13 protein-coding genes are annotated in these 18,359 nt (G+C 51.4%); 8 read left to right on the top strand and 5 right to left on the bottom strand.

From position 1 onward, the window contains the following. Positions 1-52: 52 nt before the first annotated feature. Entirely contained in the window at positions 53-1,027 is a 975-nt protein-coding gene (locus AACQ84_RS00175) for a hypothetical protein (protein ID WP_012305677.1), read from the bottom strand. A gap of 239 nt (positions 1,028-1,266) precedes the next feature. Between AACQ84_RS00175 and trpS the strand changes: the two genes are divergently transcribed. From trpS to AACQ84_RS00195, 4 genes are read left to right on the top strand one after another with little or no spacing between them, the layout of a single operon-like run. Further along, positions 1,267-2,277, top strand: coding sequence for a tryptophan--tRNA ligase (gene trpS, locus AACQ84_RS00180; protein WP_012305678.1), 1,011 nt, complete (start codon positions 1,267-1,269; stop codon positions 2,275-2,277). A gap of 43 nt (positions 2,278-2,320) precedes the next feature. Beyond that, a complete protein-coding gene (locus AACQ84_RS00185; protein ID WP_012305679.1) occupies positions 2,321-3,232 on the top strand; it encodes a methylenetetrahydrofolate reductase in 912 nt (303 codons plus the stop codon). Between the two features lie 17 nt (positions 3,233-3,249). After that, positions 3,250-4,152: a PhzF family phenazine biosynthesis protein gene (locus tag AACQ84_RS00190; protein ID WP_012305680.1), complete on the top strand. Its 903-nt coding sequence runs from the start codon at positions 3,250-3,252 to the stop codon at positions 4,150-4,152. Continuing rightward, positions 4,136-4,585 (top strand): PhzF family phenazine biosynthesis isomerase, encoded by a 450-nt coding sequence (locus AACQ84_RS00195; RefSeq protein WP_083764419.1) that lies wholly within the window; start codon positions 4,136-4,138, stop codon positions 4,583-4,585. The genes AACQ84_RS00190 and AACQ84_RS00195 overlap by 17 nt, the downstream gene beginning before the upstream one ends. A 79-nt stretch (positions 4,586-4,664) precedes the next feature. On the opposite strand, the gene ftsH3 is transcribed toward AACQ84_RS00195, so the two are convergent. The 3 genes from ftsH3 to AACQ84_RS00210 form a co-directional block, all read right to left on the bottom strand. Further along, positions 4,665-6,527, bottom strand: a complete 1,863-nt coding sequence (gene ftsH3 / locus AACQ84_RS00200) for an ATP-dependent zinc metalloprotease FtsH3 (RefSeq protein WP_012305681.1) — start codon at positions 6,525-6,527, stop codon at positions 4,665-4,667. A 141-nt stretch (positions 6,528-6,668) separates the two neighbouring features. Then, a complete protein-coding gene (locus AACQ84_RS00205) occupies positions 6,669-12,464 on the bottom strand; it encodes a translocation/assembly module TamB domain-containing protein (RefSeq protein ID WP_012305682.1) in 5,796 nt (1,931 codons plus the stop codon). 306 nt (positions 12,465-12,770) lie between these two features. After that, entirely contained in the window at positions 12,771-13,112 is a 342-nt protein-coding gene (locus tag AACQ84_RS00210; protein ID WP_041443293.1) for a hypothetical protein, read from the bottom strand. Between the two features lie 268 nt (positions 13,113-13,380). Between AACQ84_RS00210 and AACQ84_RS00215 the strand changes: the two genes are divergently transcribed. After that, on the top strand, positions 13,381-14,922 hold the full coding sequence (locus tag AACQ84_RS00215) for an FAD-dependent oxidoreductase (protein WP_012305684.1): 1,542 nt from the start codon (positions 13,381-13,383) through the stop codon (positions 14,920-14,922). A gap of 23 nt (positions 14,923-14,945) precedes the next feature. On the opposite strand, the gene AACQ84_RS00220 is transcribed toward AACQ84_RS00215, so the two are convergent. Then, positions 14,946-15,623 (bottom strand): uracil-DNA glycosylase family protein, encoded by a 678-nt coding sequence (locus AACQ84_RS00220; RefSeq protein ID WP_012305685.1) that lies wholly within the window; start codon positions 15,621-15,623, stop codon positions 14,946-14,948. 479 nt (positions 15,624-16,102) lie between these two features. On the opposite strand from AACQ84_RS00220, the gene AACQ84_RS00225 reads away from it, so the two are divergent. The 3 genes from AACQ84_RS00225 to AACQ84_RS00235 all read left to right on the top strand — a co-directional run bounded on the left by AACQ84_RS00225 (position 16,103) and on the right by AACQ84_RS00235 (position 18,322). Further along, entirely contained in the window at positions 16,103-17,311 is a 1,209-nt protein-coding gene (locus AACQ84_RS00225; RefSeq protein WP_012305686.1) for a response regulator, read from the top strand. Between the two features lie 82 nt (positions 17,312-17,393). Next, entirely contained in the window at positions 17,394-17,756 is a 363-nt protein-coding gene (locus AACQ84_RS00230; RefSeq protein WP_012305687.1) for a response regulator transcription factor, read from the top strand. A gap of 74 nt (positions 17,757-17,830) precedes the next feature. Then, positions 17,831-18,322, top strand: coding sequence for a chemotaxis protein CheW (locus AACQ84_RS00235; RefSeq protein WP_012305688.1), 492 nt, complete (start codon positions 17,831-17,833; stop codon positions 18,320-18,322). Positions 18,323-18,359 lie beyond the last annotated feature (37 nt).

Here is an 18,359-nt window from a genome sequence, read left to right on the forward strand (position 1 = left end):
AGAACTCGGTTATTATAACGGCTTCGTTCTCAAAACAGAACCGCCACGGCCTTTAACTCACGGGGAGCGAGAATAGCCCAGGGGAATTTGGGGTGTTAAGGTGCCGGAGGAAGCCGAGGAAAAATTGGGCCGCCGCTTCGGTGGCATAGGCACGGAAGGGCAGGGGGGGTTGAGGATTACCGTAGCTCTGCACCGCTTTGATCACAATGGCAGGACAGTCTATTGCAGTAGCCAGGGTTGTGGCGGCGGCACTGCCGATATCTAGGCCAAATAGGTGAGTCTGGGTCGCAAAAGGATCCTCCTCGGTCTGGAAATTGGTATGGGTCACATCGGCGATCGCCCCTAAATGCACGCTGGGAACCGCTGGATCGTGGGGGAAACCCGTCGCTAAATGGAGCGCGTGATTATCACGGATTAAATCGATGGCCAAGGCCGTGAGGCGAACCGGGTCGGCAGTGAGTAATTTTTCGGTGACTAATTGCTCGAAAATCAAAGGCCAGTCAGGGCAGTGGTGGCGGCGCTCAGGGTGGGCCTGGGGTGGGGGGCAATGGTCAGGCTTGAGTTCGTGGTCGTAGAGAGTGTGGAGTAACCAGCCCCGCTGGTGCAAGCTTGATTTAGGACGCGGCGTTTGGATTTGCTGTTGCCAAGCGCTAGATTGCCCCAAGAGTCGTCCTTGCCAAGGTTGGGCGAGGATGTAAGCGGAGTCACTGGTGCGGTTTGCCGTTGGTAGCGTGAAAATTTTCTGGGCAACGATAATATCCCCTAAAACAACTTTGGCCGGATTGCCGCGACAGATGCCAACCATCACAATCAACTGCGGCTTTAGATGGTCGCCTAGGGAAATAAGACGCTGGGGATTAGCAAGGGATTTGGCAGAAAGATGCACAAGGGCGAGTTGTAACCCGTTGTAGTTGGTGGCGAGGTAGGGAGTACCACAAGGGGTTAAGGTTTCCTGCCAGGGGTGATGGATCGCCCTTTGGAGCGCAAGAAACTCATCGGGAAAAACCGTAAGACAAAGAATTTTCATGGCATGGGCCGCAAGACAATACTGGCGCAAATGACCGCAGGAAATTTCAAAAATTGCGCCTTTAAAATTAACGGGAAAAAAGGGGCAAATTTTAGGATCCTGTATCTCTATTGTAATCTGACCTCTTGGTGATAGATCTCGCTAAAAGGAAGGCGATCGCCCCTGGGCTTTGTCAGGCAACTTTACAGTCTGAAACATTTGGCCGATAATCATTGGGGCATTCCACACCGTAGCGATCCATGGCGAAACAGCGCATTCTCTCTGGGGTACAACCCACTGGTAATCTTCACCTCGGCAACTATCTTGGGGCGATCCAAAACTGGGTGGAAATTCAACAGGACTATGACAGTTTTTTCTGTGTGGTAGATCTCCACGCGATTACGGTGCCCCATGACCCCAAGGTTCTAGCAAATAATACAAAGGCGATCGCCGCGTTGTATCTTGCCTGTGGCATTGACTTGACCCACTCGACCATTTTTGTTCAATCCCACGTTAAAGCCCATAGCGAATTGGCCTGGTTGTTAAATTGTGTGACGCCCCTGAACTGGTTAGAGCGGATGATTCAGTTCAAAGAAAAAGCCCAAAAACAAGGGGAAAACGTCAGCGTTGGCCTGCTCGATTATCCGGTGCTGATGGCCGCTGATATTCTCCTGTATGATGCCGATAAAGTGCCCGTGGGCGAAGACCAAAAACAACATTTAGAGCTGACCCGCGACATTGTGATCCGCATTAACGACAAATTTGGCACGAAGAAAAACCCCGTGCTGAAAATGCCGGATCCGCTGATTCGGACAACGGGGGCTAGGGTGATGAGCCTCACCGATGGCACGAAGAAAATGTCCAAGTCCGATCCCTCGGAACTAAGCCGGATTAATCTTTTGGATCCCCCCGATGTCCTGACGAAGAAAATCAAAAAGTGCAAAACCGATCCCGAACGGGGCCTAGAGTTTGACAATCCTAACCGCCCGGAATGCAATAACTTGCTGGGGTTGTATGCTCTGCTCAGTGGTAAACCCAAAGAAACCGTAGCCGCTGAATGTGCCGATATGGGCTGGGGTCAATTTAAACCCCTCCTCACAGAGACCGTCATTGCCGCCCTGGAGCCAATCCAAACGAAATACCATGACATTATGGCGAACCCCGATTACCTCGATCAGGTGTTGCGGGAAGGCCGTGAAAAAGCTGACACTGTTGCAAATGCAACCCTCAAGCAGGTGAAAGACGCCCTTGGTTTTCTGCCGTCCCTGTAGAATGGTTCATTACCTGTGATTTTTTAACCCTAAAACTGCTTCCATGACCACCCGTCTGCGTCGTGCCATCGAAAATCGAGACTTTGTCGTTACGGCTGAGGTTGCGCCTCCAAAGGGGGGTGACCCGACAAAAATGCTGCGGATGGCAAAATTGCTTGGCGATCGCGTCCATGGGGTGAATGTGACCGATGGGAGCCGGGCCGTGATGCGCATGTCGTCCATTGCCGCCTCAACTTTACTCTTGCAAAACGGTATCGACCCAATTTTTCAGGTGGCCTGCCGCGATCGCAATGTCATTGGTCTCCAAGCAGATTTAATGGGCGCCCATGCCCTGGGTTTACGGAATGTGTTGGCCCTCACGGGGGATCCCGTCAAAGCGGGCGATCACCCCAAAGCCAAGGCAGTTTTCGATCTCGAATCGGTGCGTCTATTAAAACTGATCACCAAATTAAATAACGGCCAAGACTTTAACGACAAAAAAATGCCCGATGGCCCCCTGGATTTGTTCCCTGGGGGCGCGGTGGATCCCCAGCTTAAGAGTTGGTACACCATTGAATCTCGCTTTGCCCGCAAAGTAGAAGCCGGGGCGCAGTTTTTCCAGTCGCAAATGATTACGGATTTCCAGCGACTCGAAGAATTTATGAACCGGGTGGCTAGTCAATATGATGTGCCCGTATTTGCGGGAATTTTTCTGTTGAAATCGGCAAAAAATGCTCAATTTATCAACCGCTGTGTACCAGGGGCGCAAATTCCCGATGCGATTATTGAGCGCCTAGCCCAAGCTGAAAATCCCCTCGAAGAGGGTCTCAAAATTGCGGCGGAGCAGGTAAAAATTGCCAAAAATCTCTGCCACGGTGTCCATATGATGGCCGTCAAAAAAGAAGATCTGATTCCGCAAATTCTTGATTTAGCAGACGTTTCCATTCAAATCTCCACGGCACCGGCCTTAGTTTAAGTTTATTTTTAACCTATATGTCACAAACCTATACTTTTCATACCCTCGATGTGTTTACAGAGCAAATTTTCGGGGGTAATCCCCTGGCGGTGTTCCCCCAGGCCCAAGGGTTAAGTTCGCATCAAATGCAGGCAATCGCCAAGGAGCTTAACCTTTCAGAAACTGTCTTTGTTTTTCCCACAAAAGATCCTGATACGGACTTTCAACTGCGGATTTTTACGCCCGCCGCCGAGATTCCCTTTGCGGGCCATCCCACCGTGGGAACCGCCTACCTTCTGGCCCATCTCGGTTATCTACCTGCAAATTGTCAGCTTGTGCGCTTCCAAGAAGAAGTGGGGATTGTCCCCGTCTCTATCTATTGGGAACAGGATCAAGTTCGTACCACTGCCCTAAGTGCGGCCCAGTTGCCCCAGTTTATTGAGCGATCGCAATCCATCGATTACGCTTCCCTGGTAAATCTCCAGGCCCACGACTTACACCCGGTGCTAAAACCGGCGGTGATTTCCTGTGGACTGCCCTTTTTATATTTGCCCCTCAAGGATCTCGATGCCCTGAGCCGTTGCTCCCTCAACCGCACCTTTTGGGAAAAAGAATGCCAGCATCAACTGGCAGCCCACATCTATCCCTTTGTCGTAACCGAAGACAATCAAATTTATGCGCGGATGTTTGCCCCCGGCCTGGGCATTGCTGAAGATCCGGCAACGGGTTCAGCGGCCACGAGTTTGGCGGGTTATCTACATCGCTACCTACCCAGCCAGGCGACATTACAAACTTGGCAGATTTACCAAGGCATTCAAATGGGGCGGCCCAGTCAGCTCATGCTGACCATGCAACAGCAAAAAGGGGAATTGACGGAAATCGCCGTGGGCGGCTCTTCTGTGCTCGTCAGTGTCGGCCACATTAATGTGCCAACGTTTTAGACAAAAAAAGATCCCTAAAACAATTAGGGATCTCGTTTCTCACCGTAGTAAGGATCTCGATGCCCTGAGCCGTTGCTCCCTCAACCGCACCTTTTGGGAAAAAGAATGCCAGCATCAACTGGCAGCCCACATCTATCCCTTTGTCGTAACCGAAGACAATCAAATTTATGCGCGGATGTTTGCCCCCGGCCTGGGCATTGCTGAAGATCCGGCAACGGGTTCAGCGGCCACGAGTTTGGCGGGTTATCTACATCGCTACCTACCCAGCCAGGCGACATTACAAACTTGGCAGATTTACCAAGGCATTCAAATGGGGCGGCCCAGTCAGCTCATGCTGACCATGCAACAGCAAAAAGGGGAATTGACGGAAATCGCCGTGGGCGGCTCTTCTGTGCTCGTCAGTGTCGGCCACATTAATGTGCCAACGTTTTAGACAAAAAAAGATCCCTAAAACAATTAGGGATCTCGTTTCTCACCGTAGTGATTAGCAATAATTCAATTTTCCGAGTCGCTTAAGCTGCGGTACTAGAGAAAGCGGCCATTTGCACGTCACTTTCCATGAGTAGGGTTTGTAACTCCTCAGCATCAACGGTCTCTTTTTCGACAAGCATCGCTGCTAATTTATCGAGGACACTGCGGTTACCGACAAGCACATCTTTCGCGCGCTTGTAGGCTTCTTCCACGAGGCCCCGGACTTCTTCGTCAATTACGGCGGCTGTTTCATCGGAGAAGTCCCGATCAGAGGCAATGTCACGACCCATGAAAACGTTACCATTTTGGCGACCCAAGGCTACAGGCCCCAGGCGATCGCTCATCCCGAAGCGGGTAATCATTTGTCGGGCAACATTAGCGACCTGCTGTAAGTCATTAGAAGCACCTGTGGTGACTTCTTCTTCACCGAAGATAATTTCTTCAGCAATGCGGCCACCGAGGGCAACGGCCATCTGGTTTTGTAAATAGGCACGGGAGTATAGACCAGAATCCATGCGATCTTCACTGGGGGTGAACCAAGTTAAACCGCCAGCACGACCCCGGGGGATAATGCTAATTTTTTGGACTGGGTCATAGTCGGGCATCAAAGCACCAACGAGGGCATGGCCTGCTTCGTGGTAAGCAACAAGGGTTTTGCGCTTTTCACTCATGACGCGGTTTTTCTTCTCAGGGCCAGCGAGGACGCGATCAATTGCATCGTTCACTTCGTCCATAGAAATTTCCGTCAAATTGCGACGGGCTGCCAGAATTGCTGCCTCGTTTAGGAGGTTCGACAAATCTGCACCGGTGAAGCCGGGAGTCCGACGGGCAATTTTTTCGAGATCCACATCCTTCGAGAGGGTTTTACCCCGGGCATGGACATTGAGAATTTCTAAACGACCGGAATAGTCGGGGCGATCGACGACCACTTGACGATCAAAGCGACCGGGGCGCATTAACGCCGCATCCAAGACATCGGGACGGTTAGTCGCAGCGATGATAATGATGCCAGTGTTACCTTCAAAACCATCCATTTCTGTCAGGAGCTGGTTTAGGGTTTGTTCCCGCTCATCGTTACCGCCACCGAGACCAGCACCACGGGAGCGACCCACGGCGTCAATTTCATCAATAAAGACGATACAGGGGGCATTTTGTTTGGCCTGTTCAAAAAGATCGCGGACACGGGAAGCACCGACCCCGACGAACATTTCGACGAATTCAGAACCAGAGATGGAGAAGAAAGGGACACCAGCCTCCCCAGCAACGGCTTTTGCCAAGAGCGTTTTACCGGTTCCGGGAGGGCCAACGAGGAGCACCCCTTTGGGAATTTTTGCACCGATTGCAGTGAACCGATCAGCGTTTTTCAAGAAGTCAACAACTTCGGTTAACTCAAGTTTGGCCTGCTCAATCCCTGCCACATCACCAAAGGTGACTTGGGTCTGGGGTTCCATTTGAACCCGTGCCTTTGATTTGCCAAAGTTCATGGCCTGGGAACCGGGGCCACTCTGGGCGCGCCGGAGCAGGAAGAATAACCCCACGAGTAGTAGGATTGGGAAAATGAGTGTACTGAGGGCGCGGAAAATCCAATTGTCGTCACTCTGGGGTAACACGGCAATATCGACATTGTTTTCGCTGAGGATGTCGATTAACTCCGTATCACCGGGGGGAAGGTTGACGAGGATAGGCGTGCCATCCTGGGCCGGGACAAAAGCTTTAGTGCGATCGCCACTGATTTTGACACTTTCGATATTGCCCTGCTGGACTTCTTGGAGGAACTGACTATAACGCCAGGTCTCTCGACTTTGGGGTTGCTGATCCAAGAAAGACACAGCCAAGGAGATCACGACGATCGCCAATAGGGCATAAAGCCCGGTACTGCGCCATTTTTTGTTGTTTTTGTTCACTACTGAGAGCCTCCTAGGATTTGAGGATAAGCAAAATAATTATGCGATTCTTAAAAGAGCGTCTTATCCTGTGTTTCAGGTTGGTTATTAAATAATGTTAACGTTTCTCAGGAAAGATTGTTAAATTTTCTGCTTTTGTGTCTAAAATCGCAGATCGTATTCGACAGAAAAGCGATTATCGTTGTTGAGATCCGTGGAGCCCCGCACAAAAATCTCATCGTTGACCCGATACCGGAGACCAAACTGAGCGGGCTGGCTACTATTCAGAATTTGCAGCACCGACAAGGACAAATCTGGGCTGATGTTGGCACTGAGTTCTGCCCCCAGTCCCAAGGTTGAACTGCTCTCATTTTCATCTTCTGTAATCACCGTGGGGAAGAGGCGTAGCTCGCTCAAACCAAGGGCATTGCCAATGACATCTTGGATATTACTCAAAAGGGCGGAACCAGCTAGGTTAGCCAAAGCTAGGGTTTCGTTGGTGCTGCCCCCGGTGAAGTTTTCTAAGAAAGATCCCCCCAAGAGAGAAATCAACTCCGTTTCACTACGGGGCGGACTACTGGTCAATTCAATATTTTCATCTAAATTGCTCGCCCGTCCCCGCACATTGGCTTGGATACGGATGGTTTCGACGGTGCCGATCTGGCTGGGGCCAAAGACGCTATTGTCACGAATTTCAGCAGAAAGGGGATCGGTAGTGGCAAGAAATGACCGGGAATTTTCCAACAGAGAAGTCTCTAGGGTGATATCAAGCTCTGGATCGAGGCCAAAGTTGGGGGTAAAGGTCGCGGTATTACGATTACCCGCAAGCCGCAGTTGGGCAGCAAAGAGATTGACTTGACCTCGATCTAACTGAATCACCCCGGCAGGACGCAGATCATTGAGGGTGCCATTGAGGGTTAAATCGCCCGTTGCGAGGAAGTTCAGAATCGGTTGCCTGGTAATTTGTACGCGATCGCCAAGGGTGATTTTCAGGTCTTTAAACTCTGTGATCGCCCGCAGATCGACATTGGAAACGCGTTTCGGTGTTGGGGATGTCCCTGGGTCAAGCTGTTTATTCCCGGCCGTGGTTTGTTGGTCTATGGCTGCGGCTGAGTTGCCATTACCATTGCCATTTTCTTGGTTCCCTGCCAGTGAAATACGCCCTTCTCGGAGGGTTAAATCGCCCCCAATGGTCGGCTCTAGGCTGGTACCAGCAATGATCAGATTGCCCGCAACGCCCCCTTGGTAGAGATCAGGCAGCACAAAGTTGAGATCTTCTAGGCGCACATCGAGGGTTTGGCTCTCGGTCGTCGCCCTGGCGAGGGGCAGTTGCCCAGAGATCGCCACCTGGCCACCACTAAAATCGCCGGTGAGTTCTTGGACGGTCAGGGTATCTAGATTAAAGTCAATTTGCCCATGGACATTGGTCAAGGGGGCATCGGGCAGTACCTGGGCTTGGATCTCTGCCTGGGCGATCGCCACCTGACCGTCCGCCACCAGATCCACTGGCCGCCCCGTGTCGGGATCAATTTCTCCGTCAATGGACAGATCCACTTCCCCTTCACCGCCCAGCCAAGCCACTTGACCCCGCGTCAAAATATTTAAGAGGGCAAAGCCTTCATTCTCAAGGTTAAACGTGAGATTGAGCGCGTTACTCTCCGGGACGACTGTCGCATTGGGGAGTTGGTAAGGAATACTGCCCGTAATTTGGAGGGGGTCAGCCTCAGGCACCAGTTCACTATCAACGATGAAATCGAGGCGGGCATCATCATAGGTGAAGTTCCCCTTGACGCTATTGATTGGCGTGTCATTGATGCTAGCGTTGGCCATGGTCATTTCACCCCGGGCCGAGGGATCATCAGGAGTTCCCGCAAGGGCGGCATTGGCGTTAATAAAACCGTTGATCGCCACCGCCTCAGGTAAATCAACGAACTTTTCTAAAAAGGCCACGGGGACTTCGGTGAGACGCAATTGTCCCGTTTGGGTATCGCCCCCAAAGCTACCAATAAAGCTTAGGCGTCCCCCGCCATCTTGTTCCGAGAGACGAATGCCCACGGGCCGCAACGTTAAGACCCGGTCTCGCAGTACGCCACGGGCGATAATCTGGGGCATCGTGATCTCGCCCCACTGCCAAGGGGAACCGACAATCTGTGATTCGCCAAACACGGCCACTTCGCGGTATCCGCCAGTGAGATCAAAATCCGCCTGGAGGCCAGTCTCTGCACTGTAGGCAAGGCTCAAATCGCCGCTAAATTCCCCCCGGAGGTCTGCTAATTCTGCGGGCAGGAGTGGTTTACTCTCGGCGACATCTAAATTGAGTTGGCTTTGGACACAACTGAGGAGAGCGATTCTTTCGGCAAAGGATTGTTGGCGATCGCCACGGCTGTAGAGGGCCGGATTTTCGCCATTATTTTCCGGCGGAGTCGCTTCAGCCATGCCGTTGAGGAGGGTATCACAACGATATTTTTCCCGTTCAGGGGGCGTGGCATCGGCTAATTCCAGGGTGGGTTGGGCTGGCACGGCCACAGACTCAATTTCAGTGGTGATGGGGGGCGGATCCTGGGGACGGTTGGCATAGAGATCGGCGCTCCGATCGAAGCGACTGGAACGGCCAAAATAATCCGGTAGGGACAAACTGCCGAGATTTTGGAAATCGTCGTAATCAAAAATTTGCAGGGCCGCTAAAACATCTTCAATTCGGCCTTGTTCGATGGTGCCCGTGGTTTGAATGGTTGGGCTAGGACGGTTTTCGTTGGCCAGGGCAATGGTGCTATCGACGCTGTAGAGGCCGCCATTTTGCGCCCATTGGAAATCCTGGAGCCTGAGGGTATCGTTGGCAAAGTAAAAGTTTCCACTGAGGCGATCGCCTTCAAGATAACCCAGCATCGGTTGGGCGATCGCCATCTGACCGGACACCGAATTCGCCTGGAGATCCGCCCGCAGTTCACTGGAGAGTCGTCCCCCCAAGACCATCGTTTCTAGGGGAAAATCAAGTCGTTGCAAAGCGGGTTGTCCCTGGGCCACCTGTTGAACCAAAGTAACGGGGAGGTTGCCACTACTCAGTTGGAGTCGGGTAGGTTCGAGGCCCGCTTGGTTGTACTCCAGGGCGAGGTCTAGGGTCGAGCCATCGAGCTTGAGTTCGGCCTGTTCTGGGCGGAGACGGGAGTTCAGACGGGCAAAAATCTGGTCTTCTTCCCCTTCGATGGCAATGATGGTGCGGCGATCGCTGCGGGTTTGAATGGTGCCCTGGAGGGTGGGGTCGAGGGTTAATTCGGCTAACTGCACATTATTAAGAGCGACTTGACCATTGATCTGGGGTTGCTGGAGTGTCCCTTGGATCGTGCCTCGAAAATCCCCTTGACCTGCAACATCGAGAGACTGGGCCACCTCCGGTAAAGGCAGTTGCTGGAGATCGAGATTTTGGGCTTCTAGGTTGAGGGCCAATTGTGTAATTGCTTGGCTTGCATCGCGACCAAGGCGATCACTATCAATGGTTAAGACCCCATCGGCCCGGAAATTTTCGGCGATCGCCCTTTGGATTTGCAGTTGCTGCCCATTCCAAGCCCATTGACTGGTTAACGGAGAATTAATCAGGGCGACCCCTTCACTGAGGCGCAGATCCCCTTCGGCCCGCACGTTCTTCAGGTCTGGCTGGGTCACATCCGCTGTTAATTGCACAGCGCCACTGCCAATTCCCTCCAGGCTGCTATTGAGGCGATTCAGAGCCAAATTTTGAGCGGTAAAATCCCCCTGGAGTTGGCCATTCTGAAGCGTTAACAATCCGCCGTCAATGACACCGCCTGCTAGTCTGGCGCTCAGGGAACCTTGGGCCAAAATCCCCTCTACTGAGAGATCCTCTAAATTACCCCGCACCTCAAACTGACCTTGGCTGGGGACTGTATTTGCCACATTGGCCAATTGGGGGGCAAAGCTCACTAAATCTACATTATTTAGGGCGGTGCGACTGTACCATTCCCCCCCAGCGACGGTGACGCCCTCGGTGCGAATCTCGCCATTGCCCACCGTGAGGCGTCCAGAACCCGTTGCTTCGATGGTATTTAAGTTCACTTCGGCTAAGGTTCCCCCAGTCTGGAATTGGCCGGAGTAGTCCGCCACTAGGGTACGGGGAACAGCGGGTAAAATTTCTTTAAGATCGAGGTTATTTAAAGCCAGGTCAGCGCGCCACCGACCATCCCCAACGCGAATATTGCGGGCGATCGCCTGACCATTGGCAAAACTGGTGCGGGCCTGACCAGTAATGTCGAGGGAACCCGCTTGTGCCTGGGGTTCTGACTGGCCAAAGGTGCCCGCAACTTGGAAATCACCATTGACGATACTGCGCTGGAGAAAGGAGGGCAGTTCCTGTTCCGTAAGCTGGGCGAGACGCAGTCCCTGGGCGCGGGCAGGGGTTTGGAATTGGGTTTGGGTAATGCGCAGGTTGGGCATTGTCACCAGGCCCCCAGCCACGGGCACCACAGCGGTACCTGAGACGACAAATTCTGAGACTTGGTTCAGGGGCGCTTCAAACACCACATCTGTGCGTCCCGGCCCGGCAGTGACGGGTAAATTGAGTTCGTAGAGTTGGGCCAGGGCATTTGTCGGTAATTGATCCCCCTGGGCCGCAATTGCGATCGCCCCAGGCGAAGACGTACTTTCATCAGCCAATTGAATCACCCCTTGGCCGGTGATATTGCCCCCCAAGGTAGGTTGGGCGGTGAACTGCTCAACCAGAAAACGATTACCCGTAATGGTCAGATCGCCCTGAAAACGCTCCAGGGTCAGGCGATCAACTTTTAATTGGCTGGCATTCGTTGCCGCAACGGCCAACTGAATTTGTTCCAGTGGCCCCCCAAAGGTCACCGTCGTTGCCAATTGACCCTCCACCGGAAAGGCTGGGGATTCTAATTCAAAGGTGTCCAGAATTTGGGCGATTTCGGCGGGGGCCGTCTCAATTTGCCCCGTAAAACCCGTTTCAAAATTGATATTTAGATCGCCACTAAATGGAAGCGTCCCCAGGCGGCCTGTCGTCTGTTGGAATTGAAGTTCTTGGTTTTGAAAGCCAATTTTGCCGGAAAAATCTTCTACGGGTTTGGTAAGGGCCGGAACGATTAGGGTCGAACCCTCGGCCATTAACTCCCCATTCCAATCGCTGAGGTCGCCTTCTTCTAGGAATAACTCGATGGCACCATCTACTACACCACCGGAAAAGGTGACAGGGGGAACCACCAGGTTAGAAATGGCGACAGGGTCTAATTTCTGGGCGCGAATCCTGAGATTGCTGGTTTCTTGCTCAAAATCGAGGATTCCTTCGATGTTTAAGTCTCCCCCCGACGCCAACTTCCCCTGGACATCAAAATTGATTACTTTGTTTTGGTTCGTGAGGCGGCCTTTACCAGAAGCGATCGCCAACTGCACAGGGGGACTCAGGGTGCCGGAACGTTGGCGGGCAATTAACGTCAGTTGACCCCGGCGGAGGCGGATGTTGTTGATATTAACTTCGAGACCTTCGGTGTCTGGGTCATCGGGAGCAATGTTCAAATCTAGCCATCTGCGGGCTTGGTTTTGCTCAACGGTCACCTGGGGATTAATCAGGGTGAGGTTTAGGTCTAAGCGCCGCTGGGTGAGCAATGTCCACAGGTTAAAATCAACGGCGATCGCCTCAACCAGAAGCTGATCATTGGAATCCGCCGTTGGTGGCAGTTCAGACGGGCCAAACCGTAATCCCCCCAAGGAAAATCCTTGCACTGACCCCAGGTTAATGGGGCGATCAATTTGCTTATTAAGCTGCTGCTCAATTTGTGGTGATAAGCGCTGGTAGATGTAGTAACGCCCATAGCCTAGGCCCGCTCCCACGGCTAACACAAGGCCCACAGCCGCCCCCGTAATGAGACGTTGACGCCGACGGGATGGTGGAACTTGCACTGAGTTTTCGGAAGAAGGGGGAAGGTTTTGGCTCATGGTGGCAACAGTTTGCAAGTGTTGCGATCATTATAGAGAGGATGACCCTATCGCAATGGCTTTTGTCGCTTTTTAATTACCACAGATTTTGGATCTGCCCCAAACGGTCAGCGAAAAAAATTTTGGTCCCAATTCCATGCAGCACAAATTCCCCGTGGCCCCAGTGTCAAAGATTTATTTTTTGACCATCGCTACATTAATAAATTTGTCACAAAAAAAGAGAAGTAATCACTTCCCTTTCTCAACCCTAAATCATGAATGGATGTCGTTATCCCTGACAGAAACTCTGTTGACTCAAGCCTCTTTCTAGAATTTGATGTTTTGGGCCATCGCTTTAAAAGCAGCCATGTTTGCCCCTGGGCGGCGACGATTGGAACGGTTGCCGGGTTTGAGGAGATAGTTTTCTGCGAAGGCTCCAACTTCTACTGTCTGGGCGAGGACGGCTTCTCGGCTTGCAGCCTGAATGGCGGCCACAATCACATCGGTGGGGTCATTTACATTGGGGGCCGGGGCACTGGCTACGGGAGCGGGGGCCTTTTGGGAAGCTTCAGCAGCAGGGGCTTCTACCTGAGGTGTTTCCTGTACCCGCACTTCGGGCGCAACGGACGCTTCGGCGATTGTGTCGTTACCTTGGGAAGGTAATTCCATGAAAAAGTTATCTTTCTTTTTTCCTAAAATTTTTCCTAGCACGGGCAAGCTCCTGAATATTAAAAATGAATTAAAACAGCACTCAACGCACCAAATGATTAAGCCTGAATATTTTGGCGGTGTTAAGTTACGCTGATTCTATTGATTAAGTTTTATGAAGTCAAGGCAATCCCGGAAATTCAAGATTTTTTAAGTATTTATAACCATCACTCCCAGGGAAAATGATAAAAAAGAGCCACAGTGTGCAGAAAAATGAGAGGCGATCGCCATGGGTCAGGTAAAAACAATTTTGGGCGCAATGCCAGGGGATCCCCTCAAGGGGCTACGGGCCGCTGATCAACGGTGGCAAAATTGGCGACAGGGTAAGATTGGCGCTCCGGCGATGGTGCAAATTGGTACGGAAGACTGCCCTGACTATGATTGTGATGTGCTCGTCTGCGGGGGCACTTTAGGCTTGCTCCTCGCGGCGGCCCTGCAACGGCGAGGCTGGCGAGTGATTATCTTGGAGCGGGGGCCATTGCAAGGGCGCGTTCAGGAATGGAATATTTCCCGGAGTGAGTTGCAGACGCTTCTGGATTTAGAACTGCTCAGTGAGACCGAACTGCGCGAAGTCATCGCCACGGAATTCAATCCCCTGCGTATCCAATTCCATGGGGGAGATCCCCTCTGGGTGAAAGATATTTTAAATATTGGTGTGAGTCCCCGGCGATTACTGGCGGTTTTGAAGGAAAAATTCCTCACCTGGGGCGGCAAGATTTTTGAGAATCACCCTTGCACAGGGATTACGGTTTCGCCGCAGGGGGCGATCGCCAGGACTGAAAAATTCACGTTCCACACCCGCTTAATTTTGGATGGTATGGGGCATTTTTCTCCCATTGCCCAACAGGTGCGCCAAGGCCAAAAGCCAGACGGTGTCTGTCTAGTGGTGGGAAGCTGCGCCCAGGGGTTTGCGGCGAATAGTAAGGGAGATTTAATCTATTCCTTCACGCCGATTCGCAACCAATGTCAATACTTTTGGGAAGCCTTTCCCGCCCACGATGGCCGCACTACCTATCTATTTACCTATCTCGATGCCCATCCCCAACGGTTTGACCTGGCTTTTCTCCTGGAGGAATATCTAAAATTACTGCCTGACTATCAACAGGTGGATTTAGCGGCCTTAGATTTTCAACGGTTTTTGTTTGGCTTTTTTCCGAGCTATCGTCGCAGTCCTCTGCATTATCCTTGGGACCGCATTTTGCCAATTGGCGACAGTAGTGGTGGCCAATCTCCCGTTAGTTTTGGTGGCTTTGGGGCAATGTTGAGGCATCTGGAGCGACTCACCAACGGTTTAGATGATGCCCTGACCCAGGACTGTTGCGATCGCCAATCCCTCGCCCAGCTACAACCCTACCAACCGAATCTTTCGGTCACCTGGCTTTTTCAAAAAGCGATGAGCGTTGGAGTAAACCAAAGCTGCCCACCCAATCAGATTAATGACCTGTTAAATGCGGTCTTTGGGGTGATGGCCCAGTTAGGGGAAGACACCCTCAATCCTTTCTTACAGGATGTGGTGCAGTTCCAAGGCCTAACGAAGACATTACCCAGGGTGAACTTTAAAACGGTGTTGCCCCTGTTGCCCCATTTGGGGGTGGGCGCGTTGGCCGATTGGTTGCGCCATTACCTTGCCCTGGGTCTCTATACCTCTAGCTATGCGCTCAGTCAGCGTCTGCCCATGGGAGATAGTTACCAGGCCAAACGACGGCGTGAAGCGTGGCAATATGGGTCGGGCCAAGATTTTCATCAGGCAGGACTCACGGAACAGGACTAAGCACAGCCCGCAAAAGCGAGGTCTCAAAAGGCGATCGCCCCCAGACGATTTTGCAACATCTGAGGAAACTGGGCATAGTAGCGTTGATTTAGGGGAGATGGGTGGGGCAAAGGCGACAAAGTAACGATCTTTTGGTGTTCCATTCCCAGATCATCCACCGCCCGGAGGGTCACTTGCAAGGATGTCTCAAAGCGATCGCCCCGCCGGAAGAACCCGTTTACCTCTCCCCGTCGTCCGTAGGGGTCAAACCACTTAAAGGCTTCCGTACCCAGGGTGATGATTTGGTTGCCCTGCCAGTGCAACACCAACAGCCGCTCCACAAAAGGGCGAAATCGTTCCTTAACCGACACCGGATAGGCCTTGTTGCCCGGTGGTTTGTAGGGCACCGTATTGGTCAGCAAAATGCGATCGCACACCGTCGCCAATTGCGCCTTGTCATGGATTTTTTTGTGGTGAACTGCATAATAAAATCCCTGGCGTACCAGGGTGCCCGCAGCACCATAGAGGGGTTGGCGGGCGTGCACCTCATCCCGTCCCAAATCCCGCCCGAAAAAACACAGGGATGCCTTGAGATTCCCCGCATAGAGCACTGGCTCCGTGGGGTTAAGGCGTGCTGCTTGGTACACAGGCACATCAATGGGAAATGGTTCCCGCTCTGCCTCTGTCTTTACCTGGGCAATTAACGTCGCAATATCCGTCATGGTCTCAACTGGAGAGGGCTAGAAATCTATGTCATTGTTGGCGATCGCCACTGCCCTTTGTCAACCCAAACCATCGCTAACGGCGTCTTTTTCTCGCCTAGAACAGCAAAAGCTACATCAAATCTTCACAAAATTGTCTAGGAGAAATCTCTATAATTTTTTCTTAAGAATTACTTTCAAACGTCCCACAGTCAACATGTTCTTGAACTTCACAAAAGTTAAAACAAGCTTCAGTGTTTATACGTAGAAAACAACAACGGAATTAAGAACCGCCTCAATACTTGTGCGGCAATAAAAATCAAAATAAAGCGAATAAATTCCCATGCAAAGAAAATATTGTTTGGGTTTATTGTGCTGTTAATCGCTTGATTTCTAGGGTTTTAAATTAATAAATTGATTTGTGTATTGTTGCAAAGTTTTTGTTAGGTGATCGTGATGTTATGGGTATATTAAAACCGAGAATGCTCTAGACACAGAATATGACTGCTGCAGGCAATACACTCAGTTTCATCGCCGATCAACTAAACCAGTTGTGCCAAACCCGGGCTACGGGGGAGTTGATTGTGGGGAATAGTCAATACCAGGGGCATATTCATCTCCTGTCCGGGCGTCTTCTCCATGCCACCGCCGGTATCCACTCTACCCGTCGTTGGTACCGCATTACCCAACGGCTCGCCCCCCAGTGGACGCCAAATCCTCAAGAACTGACAAGTCCCCAAATGTGGGAATATCAGCTCCTTTACCAAGGGATCACAACCAAACAACTGACGGTCATGCAAGCGAAGGCAATTATTCGGGCGATCGCCCAGGAAGTCTTCTTCGATCTTGGTTGCTATGCCGATGCCACCATCGAATCCCATGAAACCCAAAAAAATGCCACAGAAATCGCCCTCAGTTTGTCCTTGTCTTACCTAGAAGTCGAACCCGACCTCAAGCGAGTGATGCAACTCCAACAACAATGGCAAGCCGCTGGTCTTGGTAACTTGAGTCCCACCCTCGCCCCAGTGCTAAAGGCAGGTATTGATGCCAGTGCCCTTGGCAGTTTGGGTCAGTATCTCAATGGACAATTCACCATGTGGGACATTTCTGTGTGCCTTGGTAAATCGGTTAATAGCGTTGCCAATGCCCTAATTCCCCTATTAAAAAAGCGCATTGTTCAACTGAAAAAAATTGCCGATTTACCCCCTCCCCTAGGCCATCTTGCAGAATCTACCGATGCTGATAGCCCCACTTCCGGCAGTCTGAGATCGCCCGAAAAGCGTGATGCCCTCATTGCTTGCATTGATGATAGCCCCGTGATTCTCCAAACCCTACGGAAAATCCTCGAAGGGGCTGGTTATCGCACCATCGGCATTAGTGAACCCATGCGGGGCGTTGCCAAGCTTATCGAGAGTCAACCAGACGTGATCATTCTTGACCTCGTGATGCCCAATGCTAGTGGTTATACCGTGTGTAAGTTTCTCAGGCAAACCTCTGTGTTTGAAAAAACGCCAATTATTGTCTTGACCAGCCGCGATACCTTGATTGATCGCAATCGAGCCAAGCTCGTGGGGGCTTCAGATTTTTTGGGGAAACCACCGGATCCAGAAAAAACCATTGCCTTAATTGAAAAATATTTAGATGAAGTTGCCGCACAGGATAATGAAACAGAAGATGTCACCTTAAAAGTTTCTAGCTCTACCCGATAAAATTTGACTTTTCAAAGTTTACTTAAGGGTTGCTCTCAAACAAGAATTGTTATTTAATTTGAATTTTCCCCAGAGGTTTGTAATGGCAACTTTATTATTAGTTGAAGATAGTCCGACAGAAGCACAAATTATCACAAGTTGCCTAGAAAATGCCGGGTTTAGCTTGCTAAAGGTGACGACGGCAGAGGCAGCGCGGGCCATCCTAGATCACAAAATGATCGATGGCATTGTCTTGGATGTGGTGCTGCCGGGCCAAAGCGGTTTTGGCTTTTGTCGTGAGGTGAAAAATAATCCAAAAACCCAAAATATTCCCATCATCATGTGCTCTAGCAAAGCTGAAAAAATGGATAAAAAATGGGCCAGTAAACAGGGGGCCAATGATTATGTCACTAAACCCATTGACCAAAATGAATTGTTAAACGCGGTACGGCGTTGGATCCCTTAAGCTTGGCGCTGCCTGATTTGCCGTCCCGTCTAGCGCAACTTTTGTTGACTGAAGTTTGATTTGGAGCGTTGTTTATGGCCCCTGTGACCTCTGCCCCGGAAAGTAGCACAACACAATACATTAGTATCCTTTTGGCCGATGGTTTTCGGGCCATGGTACCCACGGCTCAATTGGTCGAAACGATCAATGTCGAGTTGGGACACATTGTGCAAATGCCAGATTTGCCGCCTGCGGTGGTGGGGGTCTGTGGCTGGCGCGGCGATGTGCTGTGGCTGGTGGATTTAGCCTATGCCCTGCGTTTGCCTCCTTTATTGGCTGGTGATTATGGGCGATCGCAATGCCATGTTTTACGGGTTACGGTCAACCACCAGACATTCGGGATTCTCGTCGCCGAGGTGCAGCATCTCATACGCGGCGATCGCCTGGAGTTATTACCTGGTCCTCCAGGGCAAATCCCCCCTGAGGTTTCAGCTTTGGTGGCTGGCCAGTTTCGGACGGCTTCGGGGGAAACCATCTTGAGCATCAACCTCGAAGCCTTGCTAGATCACCTCAAATCCCCAGGCTAATTTTTCCAGACTGAATAATGAATCGGCCCAATGTTTT

Source organism: Picosynechococcus sp. PCC 7002 (genome assembly GCF_963860125.1).
In the GTDB taxonomy this organism is placed as follows: domain Bacteria; phylum Cyanobacteriota; class Cyanobacteriia; order Cyanobacteriales; family MRBY01; genus MRBY01.